Raw genomic sequence first — 23,366 nt, 5'->3', positions numbered from 1 at the left:
CTCATCCCGCGGCGGTTGCTACGAGGTGCCGGCGCAATCGCCGGTCACCAACGGCCCAGCTTCGTCCGTCCAACCCGGGCTCGGGACTGACGAGCGCGCAGTTTGTGGTGTCGCTGCGCCTATGGGAAGGCCTCGCGGCCGCCCTGCCTGAGATCCGACGGGCGCTTTCTGGCTGATCACACACGGGATCGAGGAAGGCGTTACTGCACACTGCTCGCCGCTAGTGACGGTCACGCGGATGAAAGATGAGGTTCGCCGTGAACTGCCTGAGAGCCTTCCTTACAACCTTGCTTCGGTGAGGGACATGAAGATCGTCGTGCACTGAGCGAATGGACAGACGGCCCTCACCTACGGCGCCTCCGTTCCCTGCGCGGAACCAGGCTGCGTCGCTTTCGAGTGCGAGAGCCAGTGGGCACTCGCCCTGCGTCGGCGTCTCGAGGAACTGGCCCGGCTCGTGGTCGCGACCTGCCCACGTCCCTCTGACAGAAGCGACGAACCGCGGCCGGTAGCCGGTGCGGCAGTGCTGAGCCCAGAGATCAGGGCGCTGTCCATGAAACAGGACTCGCCCGCCTGTACTGGGACGCGCTGCCCTACAACTGCGCCTCTGTCCCCTAGCGTTTCAGGAGGTGTAGAGCGCTCGGTGCATGGTGTACGCCTCGTGATCTCCGGAGCTGAGGGCATTGACGATCTCGTCGGCCAACTGCCGGTACTCCGCGGCCTGTTCGCCGTTGAGGGTAATACCTACGGTCTTCCCGACGGGCGCGGCCAGTTTCAGGGACGCCTTGAGCAGGGGCGGGACCGGCAACTGCATCACGTCCAGCGCGCGGCGGAAGGCGCCTACCCACCCGGTAGCCCTCAGCCGGTCGTTGCGCAGAAGGCTTTGTTCGACATCATCGAGGACCTCGGCGAGCGCGGTGTCGCGGGCCTGCCCCGCCTCGGCCTGGTCCAGCATGCTGTAGCAGGCCTTGAGGTGCCGGAGATGGCCCTCCCAGTCCTCCTGAAGGTACAGACTGGTCAGTTGCCGACCACCAGGCTCGTGCAGAACGTAGCCCTGGCGCGGGTCTTCTTCCGTGCTGGAGTGCGGCTTGTCCAGCTGAAGCGTGGACGGAAGACGGTCCACAATCGAATACCAGCTGTTCAGGGCATCGTTGACCACGTCCACGGTCTGGTTGTCGAGTTCCTTCGAGTAGACCTGGTTCAACTGAAGCAGAGGCCGCTCCAGCAGCCAGAACGCGGACAGAAAGAACAGATCATCAGGCACGAGAACGCTCGGCATCAGAGTTCCTCCCCCAGTCGGTGTCGAGTGCGCGCGGTCAGGCCGCCTCGAAGAGCACGGTCATGATGGTCTCCGCACCCGTGCGCGCAGCCATGATGCGGGCCGTTCCAGGCCCCCTCTTTGGGTGCCGCATCGGACGGGCCAAGTCATTCAGTCCCGAGCGGGCTTCCGCAACCCGGAGCAGATGGCGGTCCGCGCGAGCCCGTGCGTACAGGTCGCGCAGTGCCGATTCGTCCGGATGACGAAGGTGCAGCAGCCTCAGCTCCTCCATCAGGGGTGGAACCCACTGCGTGTCCCACTCCAGCAGTATCTCGCCGGCCTGGTGACCGGACAGCGCCCAGCTCCACCAGTTCGCCGGCACACCAGCGTTGGCGAACAGTTCGGCGAAGGGCTCGTTCCAGGCGCGCAGACGGCCGTCGGGCGTGACGACACAGGCCATCTCTCGCTGCCCGGCAATCACGGTTTCCCAGTGCACAGACGGAGGCTCGGCGGGCAGGATCGGTTCTGCGCGGAAAAGTTCGAGGTAGCAGACCCGCGCGTGGTGCGGAGTAAAGCCCAGCACCCGCATCAGGTCCATCAAACGTTCAGGGCTCGGGCGCTTTCGTCCCGACCGGACCTTCTCGTAGTACCCGAAGCCCGCCTCCATGGCTTGGTCGACCTCGTGCATCGTCAACCCGGGGTCATCGAGCGCCCGACCTCTGTGTGCCGGCAGAGGGGGCAGTCCCGCCTCCGCTCGCGTCCGCTTAGCCCGGTAGTCGTCCAACAGCCGCCTGTAGAGCGGCAGTCCCGTCTCCGTAAACACCGAAATCTTCCTGTCTCCCGTTAGTCGCGCAGATCACACGAGTGTGTGGACACTCCGGACACTGCCGGTGCACACACCACGCTCCTGTTGCGGCCTGATACTGCGAGCCTGCATGATGACGATCAAACCATGCACGGTGTTTGCTTGTAACCTAGTTCCCGAACGCTCATTACCGCGTGTAACGGACTTGACTCTCCCAAATCGGACCTGCTTACCCCAGGTTTCCGTGTGGGATCCCACTTACTCTCGCTAGGAGTCCATGCCTGTGAGCCTCACCGACGCTCCGCGCCCTACTTCCCCTCCGTCCGGCGGCGGATGCCCCGTCCTACACGGCGCAGGGCCGGGCCGTACCAATGCCGATGAGGTCGCCCGCCTGCGCGAGCACGGCCCGGCTCCCGAGGTCGAGCTGCAACCAGGAGGTGTGACCGCCCGGCTCGTCCTCAACCGTGACCTGGTCAAGCTGCTGTCCAGCAGCCCCCACGTCAGCCGAGACTGGGGTCGGCACGGCCCCGCCCACGAAGACAAGCAGGACGTGCCCTGGTACTGGATATGGAGCCTGGAGACCGCCGGGCAGAACGCGCTCAACAGCTACGGAGACGCACACGACCGGCTGCGCACACCGATCGCTCTGGCCCTCGCCCGGCGGCGGGTGGACGCGATGAAGCCGGTGATCGAGGAAATCGTCAGCGCAGCCTTGGACACCCTCGCCGACGGACCGTCCACCGTCGACCTGGTCCCGCTGTATGCGCTGCCCGTCGCCCACCAGGTCGTCATCCGCCTGCTCGGCATGCCCGCTGAACTGCTGCCCGCCTTCGCCGCGGCGGCGGCCGGGCTGTTCGCGACGGGCGCGTCCCGCGAGGAGATGGCCAGCTCCATGCAGGGCATCAGGGAGGTCCTGGCGGAGCTGGTGGCGCTGCGGCGCGCGCAGCCCGGCGGGGACGACCTGGTCAGCGACCTGATCCGGGAGGCGGACAAGGATGGCAGGCCGCTGACCGCCGACGAGCTGCGCGATCAGCTGCTGCTGGTGATCACCGCGGGTGTCGAGACGACGGTGCACGCCATCGGCACCCTGCTGGTCGACCTGATGACCCACGATGGGGCCCGCAGCCAGGCGACGGGCAGCACGGAGGCCATGGCGGACGCGCTCGAGGAGAGCCTTCGCCGCCAGTCGCCGGCCGCCGCCGTTCCCACACGTTTCATGATCGAGGACGTCACCGACCCCGTCAGCGGGGTGACTCTGCACGCGGGCGAGCGGGTCATCCTCCACCTGGGGGCCGCGGGCACCGACCCGGACGTGCACGAGGACCCCGACACATTCGACATCACCCGCGACACCTCCCGCCATCACCTTGCTTTCGGGTACGGCCCTCACTTCTGCCCCGGTGCCGCTCTGGCCCGGCTGGAGATCACCACGGCCGTGTCACGCTTCTTCGAGCGTTTCCCCGCCACCCGCCTGACCAGCACATCACTGGAGCCGGTGGAGGGATTCATCCTCACCGGCCACAAGTCCATCCCAGTACAGCTAGCCCGCTAGGGCAGGAAACCCAGGTGGGCCGCAGCGCATCCGCGCTGCGGCCCACCTGGGTTTTGCGTAACCACCGGAAGCGAAGCCCGGCGGCTGACTTCGTCACTTTGCTGGCTCAGGCCGGTTTGTGTCGTTCCGGGCTGGCGCCAACTCTTCCAAGCCCGCCCACGGCGAGGCCTCGAAGAGAGTGATCCCGCGTTCCACGGACAGGTCCAGATGTCGCGCCACGTGCGGCTCGGCGATCAACCGAACCATCGTCTCGTTGAGCCTGGCAATCGCCGCCGGCAGGTCACGGTACGAGCGCCGGTACCGGGCGTCGCGCCCTGTGTAGCCGTCCACCCAGTCTTCGGCTGCGCGCATCGGCTCCACACCCGGCAGAAGCTCCCTCAGGTCGCGCGACTCCGCGAGGAAGCCAGCGATCCACGGAATGTACGCCTTCCACAGGAAGCCGAAGAGCGGGTGCCCCTGCTCCAGGGCGATCCGCAAGGCAGCCCGAACCTCTGTTACACGAGGAGTCGCCACTGCGAGGAGAATCGAGGCGTCGACCACCGTCTGAAGGCGCGGCAGGACGGCCTGTGGCAGGAGGTCCTTAATCATGGATTCCTGGACCACCGCGTAGGCCACCTTTTCCACAGGGCCACCATCCGAGCTGCCGGTTTCGGACCTGAAGTGGTGGTAGAACGCCCCCCGACCCACGCCGGCCGCCCTGTAGATGTCCTGAGCCTCGGTGGCGATGTAGCCCTGATCGGCGAAGACGCGGCTCGCCGCAGCCAGGATCTTGCGCCTGGTCTCCCGACCGCTCCTCGTCGAACCACCACGGTCCCCGACCGGTTCCCTCACCACCCGCGTGCCTCCTGTTGTCCTCCGGGCTTGGTGCCCTGGCCTGTGATCTGGGTCCACCGCGCTTGCAGATCACGACGGTTTCGCCCGTGTGGATGATCACCGACGTTAGCCGGACCGGCGGTCCGCGCACCACTCCGCCGTTGACCGCCCCGGGCATGCATGGTTGAGTCCAGTCACCAGAACATGCGCGGTGTTTGCTTACATAGCCAACATCGATCAGGTTCAAGCTGGAACAGCGTATCCGAGTCTCAATGCTCGACTGCTGCATGCACAGCGTTTGCTACGAACGGGCTGACTGGGCCGGTGCGGTTCGAACTAGTGGTTCCAGGCTGCTGTACGGGGTTGGTGCGGACCGTGCGGCAGTTGCCCCGGCCCCCACACCAGACAACCCGGCCGGCCCGGGCCACGACCCTCCTTGTTCGCGCAGGGGGAGTTCGTGGGCCGGTCGCGCGCCACAAGAGCAGATCTGAACCAGGACACAACACGATGGCCGCTCCCCTGTTCGCGCAGGGAAACGGCCACCGGCGACTCACCCGAGTCAACGCACCACCAGAGATCGGAACCCAACCAACCCACTGGGGTGCTCTAGCAGGCGTGTGGAACCACGCCCGCAGTCAGGATAGTCATGCCCACGTTCCGACGGATCATTTTCACCGTCCTTCGGCTATGACTTTCCTGCGATGGCTAGAGCTCCTCGCTCCATGAGGGGAGACCCGTGCTTTCTCCGACACCCCGTCGTCTTGATCAATACCTCCCGGTCGGAGGCGACTCATACGGGGCACGTCGACGCCGTCGTCTGCCGCAGTTGCTTTGCCGGTCGCGGGCGGTAGCGCGTCGAGTCGTTGCCCTCCCGTCAGGATGCTCGGCAGCCCTGCTGTAGCCGGCCAGCCTTGGCAGCTACGGCCGTTCCCGCGTCTCGGCAAGCGCCACAGCACTCCGCCGGAAGCTGGCGCGCTGCCTCGCCCAACCATCCCCGGCTTCCAGGATCCCACCCAGTCCTTTTCCAGCTCGTGCCGGAGCTGGCCATGACCGGGCAACAACTCCGGGGCCTGTCATGCGCACCTCGCGCGCGGGGGCTGCGCGTCTGCTGTTCAGCCTGCGTCGTTACCGCGTCCCTGCCCACAGCGCGCAGCCCCTCCACCTCATGAATGCCACCTCGCTTTGGAGTGCCACCGTGCACCGTTCTCTCGCCACTCCTCCTTCACCCTTAGCAGTCCGGCAGACACCAGAAGTGACTGTCCGGTACCGAGATGTTCTGGGCGTGCCGCATGCAGCCCGGTTGCTGGGCGGGACGTTGATCGGGCGTATGCCAACTGCGATGGCGCCCCTGGCCATCGTTCTGGTGGGCGTCGAGGCGGAGAGTTTCGGTGTGGGGGGCGGGTTGGCCGCCCTGTATCTGCTGGCCAACGCGGCGGGGGGCCCGCTGCTCGGCCGTCTGGTTGATCGCTGCGGACAGACGTGGCCGCTGGTAGCGGGCGCGCTCGTGGCCGGGGCGGGTCTTCTCTCCTTGGCTGTGTCAGTCGACCGGCCGACGGTGGCGGTCTTTGCCGTGGCGGCGGCCGGCTTTGCACGGCCACCGCATGACGCGAGTCTTCGGGCCCTGTGGCGCAGGCTCATGCCCTCGCGGGAACACGAACGTGTAGCGCTTTCGGTGGACGCGGCCAGTCAAGAGCTGATCTATATCGTCGGACCCCTGGCTGTCGCCGCGGTCGCGGCGGCGGGATCGCCACGTGCGGCTTTGGCGGTCACCGCGGTGGTGGGCTTGGCCGGGACGCTCTTGGTGGTCAGTACGCCGCCCTCTCGGTCGTGGCGCGGCCGGAGCCGGCGCCCCGACTGGCTGGGGCCGCTGCGGTCGCGGGAGCTGCGTCCTCTGTACCTGGCGATGCTGTGCGCCGGGATCCCGATGGGGGCGCTCACCCCGCTGGCGGTTCAGCTGGCCGACCGTCTGCACGACGCCGACCTGGCCGGGACACTGCCGGCAACCGTGTCGATCGGTGCCCTGGTCGGCGGGCTCGTCTATGGGGTGAGGTCCTGGCCCGGCAGCACCCGACGGCATCTAGCGGTTCTGACCGGCGCCTTCGGCGCCAGCTGGCTGCCGCTCCTTATGACGGGGAGCCCCGCCATGACCCTGGCGGGTGGCCTCCTCCCGGGCCTGTTCATGGCGCCCCTGCTCGCCGCGGCCTACCTGCGCACCTCCGCGCTCGCACCGATCGGATCCGTCACAGAAGCGGCCGCGCTGCTGGTGGCCGCGCAGGACATCGGCTGCGCCGTCGGCGCCGCCCTCGCAGGCCTCTTCCCCACCTCGGCACTCCTACCAGTCGGCAGTACCGCGGCCTGCCTGGTCCTCCTCATCGCCCACGGACTCAGCCGCCGTCCGGTCACCACCCTCGACGGCCCCATGCCCCTGAAAGCCAGCACGTGAGCACCTCCTCCCTTCATCCATCGCCTGCCAGGAGGTACGACTCCATGCCCGTCTCCCCCGACATCACCTCACCGATGCTGTCCGCCCCGCTGCGTGCCGAGCTGCGCAGGGACGTCCTGCGGGGTCTGGGATCCCCCCAGAAGTGGCTCCCGCCGAAATGGCTCTACGACGCAACCGGCAGCGAGCTGTTCGAGCAGATCACCGTCCTTCCGGACTACTACCCCTTTCCTGCCGAGCGGGCGCTGCTGGAGTCCTGCTCCGGTGCCATAGCCGAAGCCAGCGGCGCCCGGACGCTGATCGAGCTGGGCTCCGGGGCTTCCGAGAAGTCCCGCCTGCTCCTCAACGCGCTGCGAGCGCGCCAGTTGGGAACGGCGTACGTGCCGGTCGACGTCAGTTCCAGCGCCTTGTCCCAGGCAGCCGATGCCCTGCGCGCCGAGTACCCCGGCTTGACGGTGGCGCCGGTCCTGGCCGACTTCACGGCGGATCTGGAACTGCCGCCGGTGGAGGGCCCGAGGCTGGTGGCCTTCCTGGGCGGCACGTTCGGCAACCTGCTTCCGGCCGAGCGCGCGGTGTTCCTGCGTACCTTGCGCTCCCAACTCGCTCCGAGCGACGGGCTGTTGCTGGGCTGCGACCTGATCAAGGACCCCGCGGTGATTCGGGCCGCCTACGACGACCCGACGGGGGTGACCGGCGCCTTTTCGAAAAACGTCCTGACCGTCCTCAACCGGGAGTTCGACGGCGACTTCGACCTCGCGGCCTTCGATCACGCCGTGCTGTGGGACAGCCACAACCAGTGGATCGAGATGCGGCTGCGCTCTCGCCACCGGCAGACCGTGACCCTGCGCGGCCTCGGGCTCGCCGTGACCTTCGCCGCCGGCGAGGACCTGCGTACCGAGATCTCGGCGAAGTTCGAGCCGGACCGTCTGGCGGCCGAGGTGCGTGCGGCGGGGCTGGAGATCAGCCGCCTCTGGACCGAGCCGACGCACCACTACGGCCTCGCCTTGATCTCCCCCGCCCATGACCGGGCCGTGGATGCGGTCCGCCCCCGCCTCGGGGAGGACGTGGGATGACTGCGATCGCCTCCGTCGAGCAGAGGACCGCGCCCCCCGCACGTGACCGCTGGCTGCTGATCGGTGTCTTCACCGCCCTCGGCGTCGGGATGGCCCTCTGGGGTGCGCGCATTCCGGCCGTCAAAGCCGCCGCGCACATCAGTAACGGTCAGCTCTCCATCGTTCTCCTCGGGGCTGCCCTCGGCATCGTCATTGGGCTCCAGATCGGCGGGCGGTTGGCCCACCGTTATGGCCCCTCCCGTCTCCTCGTCGGCCCCACGGTCGGGTTCGGGCTGGCTCTGGCCGTCCTCGGGCAGTGCCGCACCCTGTCGACCCTGGTCCTGGCCGCCGGGCTTTTCGGTCTCACGCACGGGCTGCTGGATGTGGGCAGCAACGCCTGTGCGGTCAACGTGGAGCGGGTCTACCGGCGGCGCATCATGGCGTCGGTTCACTGCGCGTACAGTTCCGGCGCCATGGTCGGGGCCGCGCTCGTGGCGGTCACCGCCTGGGTTCCGCACGACGTGGCCTTCGCGATCGGCGGCGGCGCCATCGCCCTGGCGGCGCTCGCCGCGGTCCCCGTCGTGCAGGCGTGCACCTGCCTGGATGCCGCTGAGCAGGCGAGCGAGCCAGCCGATGCGCCGAAGACGACGCTGCCCCGCACTGGGGTGTGGCTCCTGGGAGCTCTGGCGGCTGCGGTTCTGCTGGGCGAGGGGGCGGCCGCCGACTGGTCGGCCGTGCACCTGCGTTCTCTCGGAACGTCCGAGGCGACTGCGGCCTTGGCGTACGCGCTCTACAGCGCGGCGATGATGACTGGCCGTCTGGTCGGGGACCGGCTGACCACCCGTTTCGGTCCGATGGCCGTGGTCCGGGCCGGAGCGGCCATCGCCGCCGCCGGTCTCGGAACAGGCCTTGTCCTTGGTACCCCGGTGGCCGCCCTGGGGGGCTGGATGGCCCTCGGGCTGGGCCTCTCCACGGCCGTCCCCTGTCTCATCAGCGCCGCCGGACGTGGCGGACCGCGCGCGGTCGCCGCCGTCGCCGCGACCGGCTACGTCGGCCTGCTCACCGGTCCGGCGGCCATCGGGGCGCTCGCCTCCGTCACCACCGTGTCCGCCTCCCTCGCGCTGCCGGTCGTCCTGGCGGCGGCCGTCGCCCTGACCGCCCACCGAGCCCTGGAGTCACGATGACCGCTTCCACCCGAACGGCCCACGAAATCAGCGGACTTGAGGCCGTGATCTACGACTACAACGGGGTGATCGGACGCCAGCCGACCCCGCCCCAGTGGATCGGCCTCGGCGAACTCGCCGGATGGTCAGCCCAGGAGATCCCGGCCTTCCAGACCGCCTTCTGGCAGCGGCGCGAGGAGTACGACGAGGGCACCCTCACCTCCGAAGAGTTCTGGAGCGGGCTGCTGCGCGGAGGCCGCACGGCCAGACCGGGCGACAGCCTGCTGGCGGCGCTCGTCCAGACCGACACGCAGATGTGGATGAACACGGACCCCGCTGTCCTGGAGATCCTGCGTGCCGCCCACGCCGCCGGAATCCCCGGAACGCTGCTGTCCAACGCGCCCCGCCCGCTGGCCGACGCGCTCGACGCGACCGACTGGTGCGCCACCTTGATCACCAGGGCGGTCTACTCCGCTCGCATCGGCATCAACAAGCCCGCGCCGCGCGCCTACGAGGCGGCGCTGGCCGCCGCCGGCCACCCGCGACCCGAGCGGACCCTGTTCGTCGACGACCGCCTGGACAACGTCGAGGCCGCCCGGCGGCTCGGCCTGCGCACACACCACTACACCGGCAACGCAGCCGCACTCGCGCGCCTTCTGCCCGCCGTACCTGCTGCCCCCGCAGTACCCACCCGCTTCGTCCCGTCCGTGCCCGACGGCTCCGCCGCCGTCGCCTAAGGGGATCTCCAGTGGCCACCACCGTTCTCGTCCTCGGCGACGGTCCCCGTCCCTACCACGAACACCTTCTTCAGCAGATCGCCTCCGCCCACCCTGTGGTCCTCGCTGGCGGTGAGCCCCGCTCCTGGGGCAACGCCTATGCACGTCACCGCCTGGACGTCGACCTCGCCGACGGTGAGCGCACGGCGGCGGCCGTCCGTAGGTTCGCCGCGACCACCGAGTTCGGCGGCATCTGCACCTACCTGGAACACCACATCGAGCTCGCCGCCCGTCTGGCGGCCACGCTCGGCCTGCCTCATTCGTCCCCGGCATCGATGGCCGCTTGCCGGGACAAGGCGGAGGCACGACGGCTTTTCGACCTGTACGACGTCCCCTCGGCACGCTCCCGGCTCGTCGCCGACGCGGAGGACGCCGTCGAGTTCGCCCACCTGCTGCGCTACCCGGTCGTCATCAAGCCGCGCGGGTTGGCGGGTAGCACGGCAGTCGTCCGGGCGGACAGCGACGACCAGGTCCGTACGGCGTTCCAGCACGCGCGCCGGGACACGTTCCTCGGCCTGGACGCCTCCGCGGTCCCCGGGGTTCTGGTGGAGGAGTACCTGACCGGGCCCGAGATCAGCGCGGAGACCGTCGTGCTCGGCACCGGCGAAGTGCGCGTTGTGGCCATCACCCGCAAGCAGCTGGGACCCGAGCCCCGTTTCCAGGAGACCGGGCACTCGGTCGACGCGCTCGACCCCCTTCTCCACGATCAGGGCATCGCCCGAACGGTCGCGGCCGCCGTGACCGCTCTGGGCGTGACCCGCGGCGTGCTGCACGTCGAACTGCGGCTGACGAAGCGCGGACCGGTCCTCATCGAGGTCAACGGCAGGCCGGGCGGCGACCTCATCACGCTGCTGGTGGCTCTGGCCACAGGCATCGATCTGGCGCGCGCCACGGCCGCACTCGCCACCGGCACGACGCCCGACCTCACCCCCACGCGGCAGCGGGCGGCAGCCATCCAGTTCCTGTATCCGGCGCTCGGCGGCGAGGTCGCAGGCCTCGACGCCGATGAGGCGCTGCGCAGCGAGCGGTGGCTGGAGCGGCTGGTGTGGACCCGCGAGACCGGCGACGAGGTCTCCGCCTTCCCCGCGTCCGGCATCGATGACCGCCTCGGCCACTGGGTGGTCACCGGGATGGATGCGGCCACCTGCCAAGCCCGCCTGGCCACCGTGCCGGAACGGATTCTCGCCCGCATCAACGCACCCGTGCCCACGACCAACGGCACCCGCTGACTCCCCCGTCCACGCGCCACCAGCCACTGGAGCCCGCACCGGTGATCACCACTGCCCTTCACCCCACCCTTGCCCGCGCTACGGCCGGTACGGCGACGGTGGCTGTGGTCGCCCCCCGCGAAGCGCTGCCCTACGCGCAGGCCTTCGCCCGCCGGGGATGGCGCACGGTGTCTATCGGTCTCGCCCCGCACCTGCGGCCCCTCGCCCTGCCGGCCACCAGCCCAACCGCAGGCTGCACCGACGCGGTCGAGCACACCGGCTCGCTGCGCCGGACCGTCAAGAAGCTGCGCCCTCTCGGCGTCTCGGCGGTGATCGCGGCGAGCCCGGAAGGCATCGAGCTCGCGGACCGTCTCGCCTGGCAGCTCGGACTGCCCGGCCCCGATCCCGCCACCTCTGTGCTGCGCCGCGACCGGGGCGCACAAGCCACGGCGCTCGCCCAGGCCGACATCGCCGCCCCGCGCTGCGTGCGCACCACCAGCCTGGCGTACGCCCTGGAATGGGCCCGCTTCTACGCCCCACCGCGCTTCCTCCTGGCCCCGGCAGCCGTCGGCATCGACGTCGCCCCGGTGTCATGCGCCGACGATCTCCAGATCAGCTCGGCATGGCCGGAGATGCGCCGCGCGGCCGCCCGGCACAGCACCGACGCGCACCTGGTGCTCACCGAGGAGCTCACCGGGCCCCGCTACCTGGTCAACAGCTCCACGCATCCCGGGCCGGACGGCACCACGCACCACGACGTCACCGACATCTGGGCCGAGGTGCACACCCCGGAAGGGCACCTGGACCGCAGCGACCTGCTCGACCGTCAGCCGCTGCTGGCCCGGGTCCTGACCATGTACATGCGGCGGGTGCTCGATGCCCTCGGCGTGGTCAGCGGCCCGGTCTCCAGCCACATCGTCTACACCGTGGACCGCGGCCCCGTCCTCCTGTCCGCGCTGGCGGTGCCCGGCCTCTCCCCCGCCGACGACGCACTGCGTTCCTGCACCGGGCATGACCGCCTCGGCACGGCACTCGACGCGGTGACCGCGGCCCAGCCCGCCCGGCCCACACCGGCTCCGGCCGGACGCCACATCGTGCGGATCCGCCTGCACACCCACGACCAGGACGGCACCCCGCCCCGCCTGCTGCGCAGCGTGCGTCAGCTGCCGACAGCCGTTGCCGTTTCGCCTTCCAGCCACGAGGTCGTCCTCAGCCACGCCCGGAGCCTGGCCGTAGAGGCCGACTACCAGGCCATCAGAGCGCTGGAACGCGACCGCTTCCACGGGGCGGGGTGCCCATGACCGTGCCCACCCCCGCATGCGACGCCCGTCCCCTCTGCCTGCCATCTGAGAGGCCGTCATGATCACGTCCACGGTCCCGAGCGGGCCGGCCGCCCGCCTCGACCATGTCCTCGCGACAAGCCGCGCGCAACAGCGTGCCGCCCTCGGCCTCTACCTGCCTGTCAACTACCCCACCCGCTCAGCGAGCCGGGAGGCACTGCATGCGATGGCCGCTCACGCGGACCTGGTCGAGCTGGGCGTGCCGCACCATCGGCCCCACCTGGACGGCCCGGTCATCCAGCAAGCCGTCGCGCAGGCTTTGACCGGCTTCCAGATGCGCGATCTCTTCGCGAGCGCAGCCGAGTTGGCCGCCCACAGCACCGCCGCGCTGCTGGTCATGTCGTACTGGGAACCGATCCGCGCCTACGGGGCCACCGCCTTCGCCCACATGCTGGCCGACTCCGGCGGGGCAGGGGCGCTGATTCCCGACCTGCCCCCGGCCGCAGTACCGCAGTGGCGGGCGGCCGCAGAGGCAGCAGGCCTGCACACCGTGAACCTGGCGCCCCCGCACGCCTCCAGGGCCCGGCTTGCCGATCTCGGCAGCAGCACTACCGGCATGCTCTATGCCCCCGCGACACCGGGGCTGACCGGCAACCGCGGCCCGCTCAGCCCGTATTTGCCGCGCCAGGTGCGCCGCCTGCGCGAGTGCACCGGCCTGCCGGTCGCGGTCGGGATCGGTCTCAGCACGCCCGACCAGGCCTCCCGAGTCTCTCTGTTCGCCGACGCGGCCGTGGTCGGCTCCGCCGTGATCCGCCGGATGCAGGCCTCCCCCACCGCTCCTGCCGCGGCCGCCGCAGCCGCCGCCTGTGACTTCGCCCAGGCCGTGCGCCACGGCCCACCGCACGCGGCCTGACCCCCACACAGACCCCCGCAGGACGAAACCGGAGATCCCAGCGTGACCGCCTCCGACCAGCCGCGCCCCCACTCCCCCGGCGACGCCTTCGTTCCCGAGTACCGGCTTCCTGACTGGTACCTGGACCACGCCACACCACCCGCCGACCCCGCACCGGTGGCATGGCACAGCGTCGACAACCCCGCGATCGATTTCGCGGCCCGATGCCGCATGTGCGCCGCGGCCGAAGTCGCGCCCGTGACCATCCGGGCTCACTTGGGCCTGCTCGTCTGGATGCGCGGACAGGCACTCGACGGCCCTTGGTGCCGGAAGTGCGGCACCTCCCTCATCCGCAAGTACAGCACCCGGACCCTGTGCCTGGGCTGGTGGAGCCCGCTGTCACTGCTCATCGCAGCGCCCGCCGTGCTGGTGGCCAACGCCCGCGCCTACCTCCAGATTCGCCGCCTGCCCCCGCCCGTCCCGCTTCCCGGACACCCGCAGCCCGACCCCGGCAAGCCGATCCTCCTGCGCCCGCGCGCGTACGTCGCGCTCATCCCCGTGGCAACGCTGCTCTGGCTCCTCACTGCGGCACTGGGCTCCCTCACGTGATGGCCCAGCCCCAAGCGCGCGCCCCGCCGCAGTCCAGCGAGCTCTCCTCAAACCCCTATCAGCAGCAAGAAGAACTCACAGATCGGAACAATATGAACAAGCGCACGCCCCTTGCCGCGGCATCCGTTGCCGTGGCCGTCCTCGGCGCAACCGCGGCCATGACGACGCCGGCCTCGGCGCTGTCATGGAGCTGCAAGACCTCCAGCAAGACCATCGACGACGCTGGCTACAGCGGTCCCTGGGCGGACAACTGGGACGTCAAGATCAAGGTCTGCGCCGCGCGCTCCGGCGGCTACGGCTACGGCAGGGCCACCATCAGCTGGGACGCCCCGCCGTACTACCAGGGTGCCACCGGGACCTTCGACGGCGCACAGCTCCGTCTCTTCCTCGTCCGGCCCGATAGCGCCGCAACAGTGACGAACGCGACCTACAACATCGAGTACAAGCTGGAGCACTCCAACTCATCCGGGAACGGCAGCTGGACCACGCCCACGATCAAGGCCAAGACCAGCAAGCGCATCTACGCCGACACCACGCTCCGCCTCGACTGGAACAACGACGGCAGGGGCTACCGGAACTACGAGTACACCGGCACGCCGTCCGTCTGACCGGCCGTCCGCGCCTGCGGCACTTCTCTGCTCTCTCCTGAACCACTGAAGGGATATCCCATGCAGTTCAGTCGGCGAATTGCAACATTCGCCCTTTCTGCGAGTCTGCTGACCGGCGCTTCGGTGGCGCTCGCGCCCACGCGTCCGCGGTCGGCTCCAGTGCCTGCACCGTCAACACCCCCGACGGCGACGACGTCGTCACGGTGAACGGTGCGCGCTTCCGCACCGGCCCCGGCACCTCCTACTCGGCCAAGGGCTCGCTCTACAAGAGCGACCGGCTCCGCGACTACTGCACCAGGGCGTCAGGGGACTACCTGTGGTTCTACGCCAAGCTCACGAAAAAGTCGGCCGGAGGCCTTCCCGCCGGCACGTACGGGTGGATACGGATCGACATGATGCGCACCCTCTGAGCCGGAGCTAGCCCAACCCACTGCTGGTCGGCGCCCCGCAATCCGCCGGGTGTCGCACTCGCCAGACCGCCGCGGCCGCCGTGTCCTCGCCGGAACCTGACCCCGCAAGGACACGGAAGATCCGCTGGCCGCGGGCCCCGACGATTCCCCCGTCGGGGCCCGCTCACGTCCCCGAGCAACTAAGCACGTCATCCAGTGGGGCCGCCGGACACCGATGGACCCCGTCACCGCCAGCTGTTGTGACTGATCTTGCACGCACGGCACTCTGGCCCACAGGCAGAGCGACGTACTAGCCGAGCGGTACCGTCGCGAAGGTCTTCCACTCGTACATCAGGTTGTCGCGGTGGATGACGATCAACTGGACTGATGTGACCCGGGCCGTGGCGGGCTGCGCCTCCAGCCCCTCGACGGCCCTCACTACGGGCGCGGACGGTCCGTCCTGGGCCGAGTAGGCGACTGAGACGTGCGGGAAGTAGCCCTCGGCGCTCTCGGGCACGGTAGGAAGGACTTCTCCGATCGCGGCGCGCACCCCGTCGCGGAGGTCCCGTAGTGGGCCACTGGGCTGCACTGGCATCAGCACAGCCTCGGGGTCGACAATGGCGGGCCCGATCTGGACGTCCAGCGCAGGCAGGGCAGCGAACCGCTCGCGGGCCGCGGCCGCGATGTTCCGTACGTCTGTCTCCGCCACTTCACCAACGAAGCCGATGCCCTGCATGGTGCAGTGCAGCCACCGGTCCGGTATGAGCGTCAGCGCTGGTCCCAGCGGCTGGAGCCGGTCTCGGTATGCCTCTGCGAGACGGTGGACGTCGTCCTGGCCTTCGAAAGTGAGGTGCCAGGTATAAAAACGCCGGCCCCTCCTCCAGCCCGGCCGCCACCACCAGTGATTCCGCATCATGCTCGTGGGCACAGTCATACCAGAGATCAAATCAGGGCATGCCGGTGCCTGGCGAGAGTGCCAGGCGCCGAGGCGCTGAGTGCAGTCGGAAATCTTCGATGGCAGTACGCAGGCCCACGGCTGCGCGGCCGCCGGACAGGTTCAAGCCGACTGCAAGTTCGCTCAGTCGGTCGGTGACCGGAGCGAGGCGGCGGTTCGGGGAGAGCGCAAGCACGGGCACCAGCGCTTCATGGGCGCCTTCAGGCTCCCCACCGGCCAGGAGTGCCGCTGCTCGGCTGATATGGATCTGTGCCAGGGTGCCGTATGCGCGTACGTGCTGGGCTAGCAGGAGCTCAAGGCCGCGATCAGCGGCGTTCAGGGCATCACTCGGGCGTCCCAACCGCAAGTGGACCGCTGCGTTGTAGTTCTCCTGTCGAGCCGGCCCGCAGGAAAAGAGGCCCCCGACTTCGTCCGCACCGTCTGTGGCATCGCGGGCCGCCTCCGCGCGGGCCAGGGCGGCGAGCGACTCATCGGTGGCACCAATGCGCGACCACGCGTCCGCCTCCTGGCAGGCCAGCAGGACGGCGACAGTTCCAGAGGGATTGCAGGCAGCGCCACGCCTTGCGCGGCTAACGGCATCCTTCAACCGCCCATCCCAGAAAGCAATTTTGGACTGCACGGAAAGGACCCAGGCCCGCAGGGTGTCGTTGCCGGAGAGCTCGGCGCACAGCCAGGCCGTCAGGCCCTGGGCTTCCGCCTCAGCTGCATGCCCCAAGTCGGAACTCATCCAGGCCAGCAGGCTGCACAGGTAGCCACCGATCAGGTAAAGGTCGCTGGTCTGGTGTGGATGCTGGTGACCTTCGAGCAAGGAGAAGACCTTGCTGCGCTGAGTGCGAGTGCGGGCAAAGAGATCGAGCGGGTTGGAGTCAGGCCTGAGGTACTCGGCGGCCAAACTCCTTGCCTGGCGCAGGAGTTGCTCCAGGGACACGGGTCCGACGTTAGAGGCCTCCATCCACTGCGCAAAGGTCAGGGACTCGTCAGCAGCCTGAACGACGAGTTCGGTGCCGCGGGGCTCGGTCGGGCCGAGCCGATTCAGCGTTGTCAGATCTGCGTCCGGTAGGGCTCGCCGGTCTTCCAGGTCCAGCAGGTCATCAACGGTGCAGTTATAGACATCGGCGAGCGCAACCAGGACCGGGACGGTCGGCCTGCGGGAAGAACCCATCGGCCATTTCTCCAACTTACTGATCATCGAGGCGTCGGCGGCACTCACTTCGCCCGCACGTCGAGCGTTGACGAGGTCGGCGACCTCTTGCAGCGACCAGCCGTGGGCGTGCCGCCAGGCCTCCCTGGGCCGGAATCCGAACGAGACGCGCATTTCCTGGGCAACGGCAGCGATGGGGCTGCCGAGATCAGTCATCCGTTGGCGGAGGGCATCCCGATCCCTCTTCGATCCCTTTGCCGACCGAGCGCTCATGAGTGGCTCCCTGCACTGCACGGTGGTTCGCGGTCGGCTCACCGTAACCGGGCTGGTTCACAAAACAGCCCAGATCAGGGGGGGTACGGAATCTCAACTGCCCAAAAAACAAGACCTCTAGCGGCATACATGCAGGTCAGACGGCTTGCCAACTGTCCAAAAAATTTGGGCACGGCTGTCCATGACAGCTAAGGGCACCTCTTGACACCGTAGGAGCAAGGACACCAGCCGCCCCAGAGGGGTCTGCATGTGGCTCGCCGGAGAACCACTTCGTGAGATGTAGTCACTTGTCTTTCCCTCCGCTGGCGGATGGTGGTCGCAACGGCTCGGTTCCGTTCTGACAGGAACCACCGGGCGAGAGGGAGTGCGTTACGGCAATCTCCGCAACCTCTCGCCCGGTGGCCCTTCCGATCCACTGACTCGTTCATGAGGGAGATGCCACCGTGGCCCGGCTGGTGACACCGTTTTCTACCCGTGCCGACCTGTCGGGCCCATAGCCGGCCGCCGGGGCAACATGCCCGTCGTTCCCCCGTGGCGGACATTCTCTGCCCCGGCGGCCTTCGCCCTCCCGGATCTCCGGGATATCTCACCCCTTCATCGACCCGAGGTTCTTGATGCCGATCCGCGCGCCTTACATCGTCCGCCGACCGTCGTCGCAGTGGGAGGCGCTGTCCGGCACGATCAGCCTGCGTTTGGCCGTGGACGCCGAAAGCCGCGAGCTAGTCATCGAGGTGGCTGCCGCCGCGCCCGGCTTCGCAGAGGCCGCACGGCTGAGCAGCGATGGTCGGGGGCGGCCGAGCGGCCGGTGGTGGCTCAGTCACTACAAGGGCCGCCTCGCGTGGGCCGTGAGACGGCACGAAGCCACCCAGACTCTCGACAAGGTCATCCTCCCCGTTTGACGAGCCCCATCAGCCCCAGTTTCCCCTCTACTTCGAGGACTTCATGTCTGCCCCCCATCCCCTTGCCCACCCGGCGCCCCGCGTCCGGAGTGAGGGAAAGCACCGCGCGGACCGCCTCCCCCTGGAAGCAGCCAGCGCCGCGGTTGCCGTACCGCTGTTCATCTGTCTGATCTTCTTCGGCATTGCGGTCACGTTGTGGAGGATCACAGCGCTGTCGGTGGGCCATCTGCTGGCGGTGGTTCTGTGCGGGCTGCTTGTGGCGTGCGTGGATGGTGCACGCCGTGTCCGCGCCGTAGCGAAGGCCGTCACCGCCGCGTTCCAGGCCTCCGAAGCCGAGCATCTGGAGAAGCTGACGGGGATCAGCAGCGCTGTGGCCGCACTGGACACAGTCATCCAGTTCACGACTGATGAGCTGCGCCGGGGCAGTGAACCGCCGATGCCTGAAATGCCAGCCAAGGTCAAGGGAGCCGGGCGGGCCGATGAGATCGTGACGACGCTAGGCGATCTTCAGGTGCATGCGGTCGCAGCGCTGATCCGTGTCCACCAGGAGTCTCGGCCCCAGGTGCTGCTGAAGATGATGAGCCAGTTCGCACGGCGGGAACACGTCCTGCTTGAAAAGAGTCTGGCGATCCTCGACGGCATCCAGCGCGTGACGGAGGATCCCGACCAGCTCGAAGTCCTGTACCGGCTGGATCATCTGGTGACGCGGTTGCGGCGCTGGGTGGAGACCAAGGCGGCCGCCGGTGGCGAATCCCTTCGTAGCGCCCCGGAGCCGATCGGCGTAACGCAGCTTCTGCGGGGCGCGATCCAGGAGATCGAGCACTTCCAGCGAGTCGACATAGCCGCAGGGACGGTCCGCAGCGATCTGAGGTTGCCCCAGCATGTGGCTTCGGATGTCACCCATCTGTTGGCTGAGCTGATCGACAACGCGACCAACTATTGCGATCGGTCGGCACCGGTACAGGTACGTGCCTCCCGGGTTCCGACGGGCTTGGCGGTCGAAGTCGAGGACCGGGTCACCATCCCCATGACTGGTCGGTATCGGACCGGCCTGAATCGTCTGCTCCACGACCCGAGCGCGGTCGACGTGAGTGGACTGATCGAGAAGGGGCAGCTCGGTCTCCTCGTCGCGGCGAAGATCGCGCAAGTACATAGCATTTCTATCGAGCTGAAGGAAAACGCGGTGGGCGGCACGACCGCTCTGGTCGTCATACCCGACCGTCTGCTCGTCACGGTGTCGGAGCCTGTGCCCGGGAAGACCTCGCGTGGCGGGGCGAGCGTTCCTTCAATGCCGCACCACGCACCAAAGCCCGCGCCCACAGCCACGCCAGTGCCCGCGCCGATGGGCGCCGCGGCCGCACCCATGGCACAGCCGGCGGGCGCGCCGCCGCTGCCCCAGCGTGTCCCCAGCGACCTCCCTGGGCCTCGGCCGCGCACACCCTCGGGCCGTAGGACGCGCCCCCAATTTGGGCTCGCTGGCGAAATCAGCGAATCGATGGAATCCGGTCGCACTGCCGAGCGCTCTGCGCCGGACCCGCCCTACTCGCACCAGTAGCAGCCCTCATCCCTCTGTGCTGGCCGCTATGACGGCTGGCCCGCTGACGCAGGAGCCCCTGGCATGAGCATGGAAACTAACATTGACTACCTCCAGACTCGACGGGAGCAGGTTCGCAAGCAAATTGAGCATCTGCTCAAGGAATTCGTCGACGAGGTTCCCGGGGTGGCGCACGCCCTGCTCACCACCCGCGACGCGCTGCCGCTGGTGGACTCCGGCATCACCCGCGAATTTAAAGAGAAATGGAGCGCGATCACCGGCACGCTAGCGTCACTCGCTGAGAACATCCCCGGGCCCACAGGCGGCACTGGAAATGTCCGCACGGTAACCATCGAGCGCAATGACGCCATCTTCGTCCTTTGCGGGGCCGGCTTCAGCAAAGACTTCCCGGCCACAGACGACGACACGCAGGACGATGACACGGAGGACGATGACACGGAGGAGACAGTCCTCGTGGTGGTCTGCTACCCCAACACGAAAATGACCACGGTCGGTTTCGAGATGGGCCGCCTCGTCGATCGCTTCGCCCAGTACCTGCGCGAGTCGCGCCGCGTCCTCTGATGGATGGCCGTGGCCGGCCAGCGCAGTCTCCGCCGCCCGAGACCAGCGCCTTCATCCGGGACTACGTCGTGACGGGCGGTCGTACACGGGGACGCCACAGGCTCAGCGCGGACACCATGCTGACTGCCGGCGCAGGGCGGCCCCGCAGGGCACTCGCTGAAGCCGAGTACCAGCAGATCACCGACCTGTGCCGGGTACGGCGCCGGTCGGTGGCCGAGCTGGCGGGCACCGTCGGCCTTCCACTGAACGTGGCCCGGGTCCTCATCTCCGATCTCGTCGATGCCCGTGTGCTGGACCTGTACCTCGTCGAAGGCAGCGACTACGAGCGCATCCCCGGCCACCCGCTTGAGAAACGTCCCACCTCACTGCTCCTGGAGAAGCTCCGTGTCGGTCTCGAACGACTGCCCGCCTGACCCCGCCGGAGGGCCTCCTGCTCTCGCTGCGGGAACGGGACCGGCCGACATCGCAGCCATGTTGAAGATCATGGTTGCCGGGGGATTCGGCGTCGGCAAAACAACGTTTATCGGTGCCATCAGTGATATAGCGCCGCTCAATACCGAGGAAGTCCTGACCGAATCCAGTTCTGAATTCGACAACCTTGCCGGTTTGACGGACAAGACGACAACAACGGTTGCCTTTGACTTCGGGAGTCTCATCGTCGACTCCGGTGACGGTCTGCTGGAGCTGATGCTCTTCGGCACCCCCGGCCAGGCCCGATTCGCCGACTACTGGTACGACCTGTCGCGCGGCGCGGTCGGAGTCGTCATCCTCGCCGACACCAGGCGCCTGGACATCAGCTTTCCCGCACTCACGTTCTCCGAGCAGGCAGGCCTGCCGCACATCGTCGCCGTCAACGAGTGGGACGGCTCATACAGGTACCCGATGCACGACGTCCGGCAGGCCCTCAGGCTCCATCCCAGCATCCCCATGGTCACCTGTGACGCGCGGGAACGGTCATCGGTCCGCGACAGCCTGCTGTGCCTCGTCAAGCACGCCCTGACCTTCACCCCGCCCGCCACCAGCCTTCTGGACGCCCGATGACTCACCACCCCCATACGCCTACACCGTACGATCCCGGAGCTGCCTTCCGGACGCCTGACCTCGTCATCCCGTCTCCCGGAGCAATCCATCTGGGGCATGAGATCAGCGAGGAGCGGGCCCGCCAGTTCGCCGAGAACCAGCAGCGCCTGGAGCTGATACATGAACTCGGCCTGCCGACAGAACCTCATCGGCTCATGGACGACTTCGCGGACTACCTCGCCCACCAGACCGGCATGGCCTACGGCTTCGTCAATCTCTTCCTCGACGCTCAGACCTTTGTCGGCCTGCACAATCCGGATCCGGAGCTCGGCTATTTCCCGGTCGGCAGGAACATGGCGTTCGAGCACGGTTTCTGCCCCGAGGTGGTCGCCCGCAAGAAGGCGCTGCCGATCCGCGAGGTGTACGCCCTCCCCCGCTACGCCGGCAACCACGTCGTCAATGCTCTCGGCGTCCGCTCTTACTTCGGTGCCCCCCTCATTCACGAGAGTGGCGTCGTGCTGGGCACGGTCTGCACCATCGATCCCGAACCCCGTCCCCTGAGTGACGCGCGCCGCCTCCTCGACACCGTCAAGGCGACCGGCGCGGACGTCCTGCGTGCCCTGCCCAGCCTGTCCGTGCTCTGACCTCAACTTCGCCGCCCCCGCCCGGCAGCCCTCCACGCCCGTGGGGGCCTGGCCGCACTGCGCCTTTGCGACCCCGTACAGGGAGAGGGAGACGACCATGTCGACGACACCGCCCCCCGCACTCGAACCCATCCTCACCCCCACCCACCTCAAGCTGTGGCAGGAGGCCGACGCCTTCGCCGCCGAGTGCATCGCGCCCTGCGTGCAGGGCATGGAGGCAAATCCCCACAGGGTCGAGCGTCTGGCAGCCCAATTCATGGCGGACCGGCAGTGGTTCGGGGTCACGATCCCCGCCCAGTACGGCGGGATGGCCGCCGGGCATGTCGCCAAAACAATCATCATTCACCGGACCGCCGTGGTCTCCGCCGCGGCGGCAGCCATTCTCCAGGCCAGCCTGATCCCAGTCGGAGCGGTGCGGCACTGGGGCACGGTCGAGCAGAAGGCCCAGTGGCTCCCGCAGGCAGCGAACGGGCAGACGCTCTTCTCGATCGCGGTCACCGAACCACAGATGGGCGGGCACATCGGCGGGATGGAGACGATCGCCGAACGGCAAGGCGACGGGTGGGTACTCAACGGCGAGAAAGCGCACATCGGCAACTCTCACCTTGCCGGCCTCCATGTGGTGGTCGCCCGCACGGCACCGCCCGGCGTCGGCGCCTCCCAGGCTCTGACGGCATTCCTGGTCGAGGACGACCGCAAGGGCCTGACCAAAGAGCGACACCGGCCGGGACTGGGGCTGCACGGCTTTACCTTCGGCCGTCTGCGACTCGACGGCGTTCGCATACCCGCGGCCAACGTACTCGGAGCCATCGGCAAGGGCCTGGACGTCGCGCAGAGCATCAGCATCCTCTACGGCCGCCCCAACTTGACCGCCGTCAGCCTGGGAATCCACGAAGCCCTCGTCGCGACCACCGCCCAATGGCTGTCCAACCGCCCCCGCTACGGCGGATACCTCTCCGACCTTCCGGTTCTGCGCGACCGGCTCGGAAGAATGCAGGGCCGCCTCCAGATCGCCGAGACCTCCACGTACGGGGCCGTCAATCTCCTAGACCAGGGCAAGCGCTGCGACGCGCAACTGATCGGGGCCAAGCACAGTAGCCACGAACTGGCCGCCGACTCCGCACGGGACGCGATGGAACTGCATGGCGCCCACGCCCTGGACGGCGACTACGAACTCCAACGTTTCTTCCGCGACATCCAGTGCACCTACTCCCCCGCCGGGACCGGGGAGTTCCAGCGTATCCACCTGGCCAAGGCCGCGCTCGGCGAGGCTGAGGTCGAGTGGTCCGAACACTTGGCCGCCGAAGCCGCCTGGGCCCGCCCGGACCCGACTCCCGCATAAGCCGATCATCCCTGGTCCGTCGGCAGAGCCCCGCCTCGAATCCGCTCTGAATCTCCCGAAAGCCGCACACGATGTCTTCCATTGTCGTACGCAACGAAGCCGGTCCCCCGTCAGATCCGCTCGTGGATCGTCTC

General features: G+C 68.4%; 23 protein-coding genes. 18 read left to right on the top strand and 5 right to left on the bottom strand.

Annotated elements, in window-relative coordinates:
- Window positions 1-619: 619 nt before the first annotated feature.
- Together AB0D34_RS08035 and AB0D34_RS08030 are read right to left on the bottom strand one after the other, a co-directional pair.
- Complete coding sequence (locus AB0D34_RS08035) at window positions 620-1,276, bottom strand: hypothetical protein (protein WP_362658223.1); 657 nt, start codon at window positions 1,274-1,276, stop codon at window positions 620-622.
- A 37-nt stretch (window positions 1,277-1,313) separates the two neighbouring features.
- Window positions 1,314-1,949 carry a sulfotransferase gene (locus tag AB0D34_RS08030; RefSeq protein WP_362658220.1) on the bottom strand — a complete coding sequence of 212 codons (636 nt, stop codon included), beginning with the start codon at window positions 1,947-1,949 and terminating at the stop codon, window positions 1,314-1,316.
- 550 nt (window positions 1,950-2,499) lie between these two features.
- On the opposite strand from AB0D34_RS08030, the gene AB0D34_RS08025 reads away from it, so the two are divergent.
- Window positions 2,500-3,612, top strand: coding sequence for a cytochrome P450 (locus tag AB0D34_RS08025; RefSeq protein WP_362658217.1), 1,113 nt, complete (start codon window positions 2,500-2,502; stop codon window positions 3,610-3,612).
- 93 nt (window positions 3,613-3,705) lie between these two features.
- Here AB0D34_RS08025 and AB0D34_RS08020 read toward each other — a convergent pair whose 3' ends face one another.
- Window positions 3,706-4,443: a helix-turn-helix domain-containing protein gene (locus tag AB0D34_RS08020; protein ID WP_362658214.1), complete on the bottom strand. Its 738-nt coding sequence runs from the start codon at window positions 4,441-4,443 to the stop codon at window positions 3,706-3,708.
- A 1,321-nt stretch (window positions 4,444-5,764) separates the two neighbouring features.
- Between AB0D34_RS08020 and AB0D34_RS08015 the strand changes: the two genes are divergently transcribed.
- The 10 genes from AB0D34_RS08015 to AB0D34_RS07970 all read left to right on the top strand — a co-directional run bounded on the left by AB0D34_RS08015 (window position 5,765) and on the right by AB0D34_RS07970 (window position 14,863).
- A complete protein-coding gene (locus AB0D34_RS08015; RefSeq protein ID WP_362658211.1) occupies window positions 5,765-6,868 on the top strand; it encodes an MFS transporter in 1,104 nt (367 codons plus the stop codon).
- Between the two features lie 44 nt (window positions 6,869-6,912).
- Entirely contained in the window at window positions 6,913-7,938 is a 1,026-nt protein-coding gene (egtD, locus tag AB0D34_RS08010; RefSeq protein ID WP_362658208.1) for an L-histidine N(alpha)-methyltransferase, read from the top strand.
- Entirely contained in the window at window positions 7,935-9,101 is a 1,167-nt protein-coding gene (locus tag AB0D34_RS08005; RefSeq protein ID WP_362658205.1) for an MFS transporter, read from the top strand. Before egtD ends, AB0D34_RS08005 begins: the two co-directional genes overlap by 4 nt.
- Window positions 9,098-9,817, top strand: coding sequence for an HAD-IA family hydrolase (locus AB0D34_RS08000; RefSeq protein WP_362658202.1), 720 nt, complete (start codon window positions 9,098-9,100; stop codon window positions 9,815-9,817). Before AB0D34_RS08005 ends, AB0D34_RS08000 begins: the two co-directional genes overlap by 4 nt.
- A gap of 11 nt (window positions 9,818-9,828) precedes the next feature.
- Window positions 9,829-11,085: an ATP-grasp domain-containing protein gene (locus tag AB0D34_RS07995; RefSeq protein WP_362658200.1), complete on the top strand. Its 1,257-nt coding sequence runs from the start codon at window positions 9,829-9,831 to the stop codon at window positions 11,083-11,085.
- 41 nt (window positions 11,086-11,126) lie between these two features.
- A complete protein-coding gene (locus tag AB0D34_RS07990) occupies window positions 11,127-12,365 on the top strand; it encodes a hypothetical protein (protein ID WP_362658197.1) in 1,239 nt (412 codons plus the stop codon).
- Window positions 12,366-12,423: 58 nt separating this feature from the next.
- Window positions 12,424-13,257, top strand: coding sequence for a tryptophan synthase subunit alpha (trpA, locus tag AB0D34_RS07985; protein WP_362658195.1), 834 nt, complete (start codon window positions 12,424-12,426; stop codon window positions 13,255-13,257).
- A gap of 42 nt (window positions 13,258-13,299) precedes the next feature.
- Window positions 13,300-13,845: a hypothetical protein gene (locus AB0D34_RS07980; RefSeq protein ID WP_362658192.1), complete on the top strand. Its 546-nt coding sequence runs from the start codon at window positions 13,300-13,302 to the stop codon at window positions 13,843-13,845.
- 92 nt (window positions 13,846-13,937) lie between these two features.
- Window positions 13,938-14,453, top strand: coding sequence for a hypothetical protein (locus AB0D34_RS07975; protein ID WP_362658189.1), 516 nt, complete (start codon window positions 13,938-13,940; stop codon window positions 14,451-14,453).
- Between the two features lie 203 nt (window positions 14,454-14,656).
- Window positions 14,657-14,863, top strand: a complete 207-nt coding sequence (locus tag AB0D34_RS07970) for a hypothetical protein (protein WP_362658186.1) — start codon at window positions 14,657-14,659, stop codon at window positions 14,861-14,863.
- Between the two features lie 289 nt (window positions 14,864-15,152).
- Here AB0D34_RS07970 and AB0D34_RS07965 read toward each other — a convergent pair whose 3' ends face one another.
- The gene (locus AB0D34_RS07965) at window positions 15,153-15,755 is read right to left on the bottom strand and encodes a 2'-5' RNA ligase family protein (RefSeq protein WP_362659044.1); all 603 of its coding nucleotides are present in this window, start codon (window positions 15,753-15,755) and stop codon (window positions 15,153-15,155) included.
- A gap of 34 nt (window positions 15,756-15,789) precedes the next feature.
- Entirely contained in the window at window positions 15,790-17,154 is a 1,365-nt protein-coding gene (locus tag AB0D34_RS07960; RefSeq protein ID WP_362658183.1) for a helix-turn-helix transcriptional regulator, read from the bottom strand.
- Window positions 17,155-17,825: 671 nt separating this feature from the next.
- On the opposite strand from AB0D34_RS07960, the gene AB0D34_RS07955 reads away from it, so the two are divergent.
- From AB0D34_RS07955 to AB0D34_RS07925, 7 genes are all read left to right on the top strand, one after another.
- Complete coding sequence (locus AB0D34_RS07955; RefSeq protein ID WP_362658182.1) at window positions 17,826-18,110, top strand: hypothetical protein; 285 nt, start codon at window positions 17,826-17,828, stop codon at window positions 18,108-18,110.
- 43 nt (window positions 18,111-18,153) lie between these two features.
- On the top strand, window positions 18,154-19,665 hold the full coding sequence (locus AB0D34_RS07950) for an ATP-binding protein (RefSeq protein WP_362658179.1): 1,512 nt from the start codon (window positions 18,154-18,156) through the stop codon (window positions 19,663-19,665).
- 63 nt (window positions 19,666-19,728) lie between these two features.
- Window positions 19,729-20,226: a roadblock/LC7 domain-containing protein gene (locus tag AB0D34_RS07945; protein ID WP_362658176.1), complete on the top strand. Its 498-nt coding sequence runs from the start codon at window positions 19,729-19,731 to the stop codon at window positions 20,224-20,226.
- Window positions 20,226-20,639 (top strand): DUF742 domain-containing protein, encoded by a 414-nt coding sequence (locus tag AB0D34_RS07940; RefSeq protein ID WP_362658173.1) that lies wholly within the window; start codon window positions 20,226-20,228, stop codon window positions 20,637-20,639. Before AB0D34_RS07945 ends, AB0D34_RS07940 begins: the two co-directional genes overlap by 1 nt.
- A gap of 58 nt (window positions 20,640-20,697) precedes the next feature.
- Entirely contained in the window at window positions 20,698-21,267 is a 570-nt protein-coding gene (locus AB0D34_RS07935; protein ID WP_362658170.1) for an ATP/GTP-binding protein, read from the top strand.
- Window positions 21,264-21,890, top strand: coding sequence for a GAF domain-containing protein (locus AB0D34_RS07930; RefSeq protein ID WP_362658167.1), 627 nt, complete (start codon window positions 21,264-21,266; stop codon window positions 21,888-21,890). The genes AB0D34_RS07935 and AB0D34_RS07930 overlap by 4 nt, the downstream gene beginning before the upstream one ends.
- Before the next feature lie 97 nt (window positions 21,891-21,987).
- A complete protein-coding gene (locus AB0D34_RS07925; RefSeq protein WP_362658164.1) occupies window positions 21,988-23,232 on the top strand; it encodes an acyl-CoA dehydrogenase family protein in 1,245 nt (414 codons plus the stop codon).
- Window positions 23,233-23,366 lie beyond the last annotated feature (134 nt).

Origin of the sequence: Streptomyces sp. NPDC048420, assembly GCF_040651535.1 — a bacterium.
In the GTDB taxonomy this organism is placed as follows: domain Bacteria; phylum Actinomycetota; class Actinomycetes; order Streptomycetales; family Streptomycetaceae; genus Streptomyces.
This window is presented reverse-complemented; position numbering and strand designations above follow the sequence as displayed.

Bases quoted from the DNA above. Each gene is read 5' to 3' on its own strand.
- AB0D34_RS07930 (WP_362658167.1), top strand. From the start codon at position 21,264: ATGACTCACCACCCCCATACGCCTACACCGTACGATCCCGGAGCTGCC.
- AB0D34_RS07935 (WP_362658170.1), top strand. From the start codon at position 20,698: ATGTTGAAGATCATGGTTGCCGGGGGATTCGGCGTCGGCAAAACAACG.
- AB0D34_RS08000 (WP_362658202.1), top strand. From the start codon at position 9,098: ATGACCGCTTCCACCCGAACGGCCCACGAAATCAGCGGACTTGAGGCC.
- AB0D34_RS07955 (WP_362658182.1), top strand. From the start codon at position 17,826: ATGCCGATCCGCGCGCCTTACATCGTCCGCCGACCGTCGTCGCAGTGG.
- AB0D34_RS08015 (WP_362658211.1), top strand. From the start codon at position 5,765: ATGGCGCCCCTGGCCATCGTTCTGGTGGGCGTCGAGGCGGAGAGTTTC.
- AB0D34_RS07960 (WP_362658183.1), bottom strand. From the start codon at position 17,154: ATGACTGATCTCGGCAGCCCCATCGCTGCCGTTGCCCAGGAAATGCGC.
- AB0D34_RS08005 (WP_362658205.1), top strand. From the start codon at position 7,935: ATGACTGCGATCGCCTCCGTCGAGCAGAGGACCGCGCCCCCCGCACGT.
- AB0D34_RS07945 (WP_362658176.1), top strand. From the start codon at position 19,729: ATGAGCATGGAAACTAACATTGACTACCTCCAGACTCGACGGGAGCAG.
- egtD (WP_362658208.1), top strand. From the start codon at position 6,913: ATGCCCGTCTCCCCCGACATCACCTCACCGATGCTGTCCGCCCCGCTG.
- AB0D34_RS07965 (WP_362659044.1), bottom strand. From the start codon at position 15,755: ATGCGGAATCACTGGTGGTGGCGGCCGGGCTGGAGGAGGGGCCGGCGT.
- AB0D34_RS08035 (WP_362658223.1), bottom strand. From the start codon at position 1,276: ATGCCGAGCGTTCTCGTGCCTGATGATCTGTTCTTTCTGTCCGCGTTC.
- AB0D34_RS07975 (WP_362658189.1), top strand. From the start codon at position 13,938: ATGAACAAGCGCACGCCCCTTGCCGCGGCATCCGTTGCCGTGGCCGTC.
- AB0D34_RS07950 (WP_362658179.1), top strand. From the start codon at position 18,154: ATGTCTGCCCCCCATCCCCTTGCCCACCCGGCGCCCCGCGTCCGGAGT.
- trpA (WP_362658195.1), top strand. From the start codon at position 12,424: ATGATCACGTCCACGGTCCCGAGCGGGCCGGCCGCCCGCCTCGACCAT.
- AB0D34_RS07925 (WP_362658164.1), top strand. From the start codon at position 21,988: ATGTCGACGACACCGCCCCCCGCACTCGAACCCATCCTCACCCCCACC.
- AB0D34_RS07940 (WP_362658173.1), top strand. From the start codon at position 20,226: ATGGATGGCCGTGGCCGGCCAGCGCAGTCTCCGCCGCCCGAGACCAGC.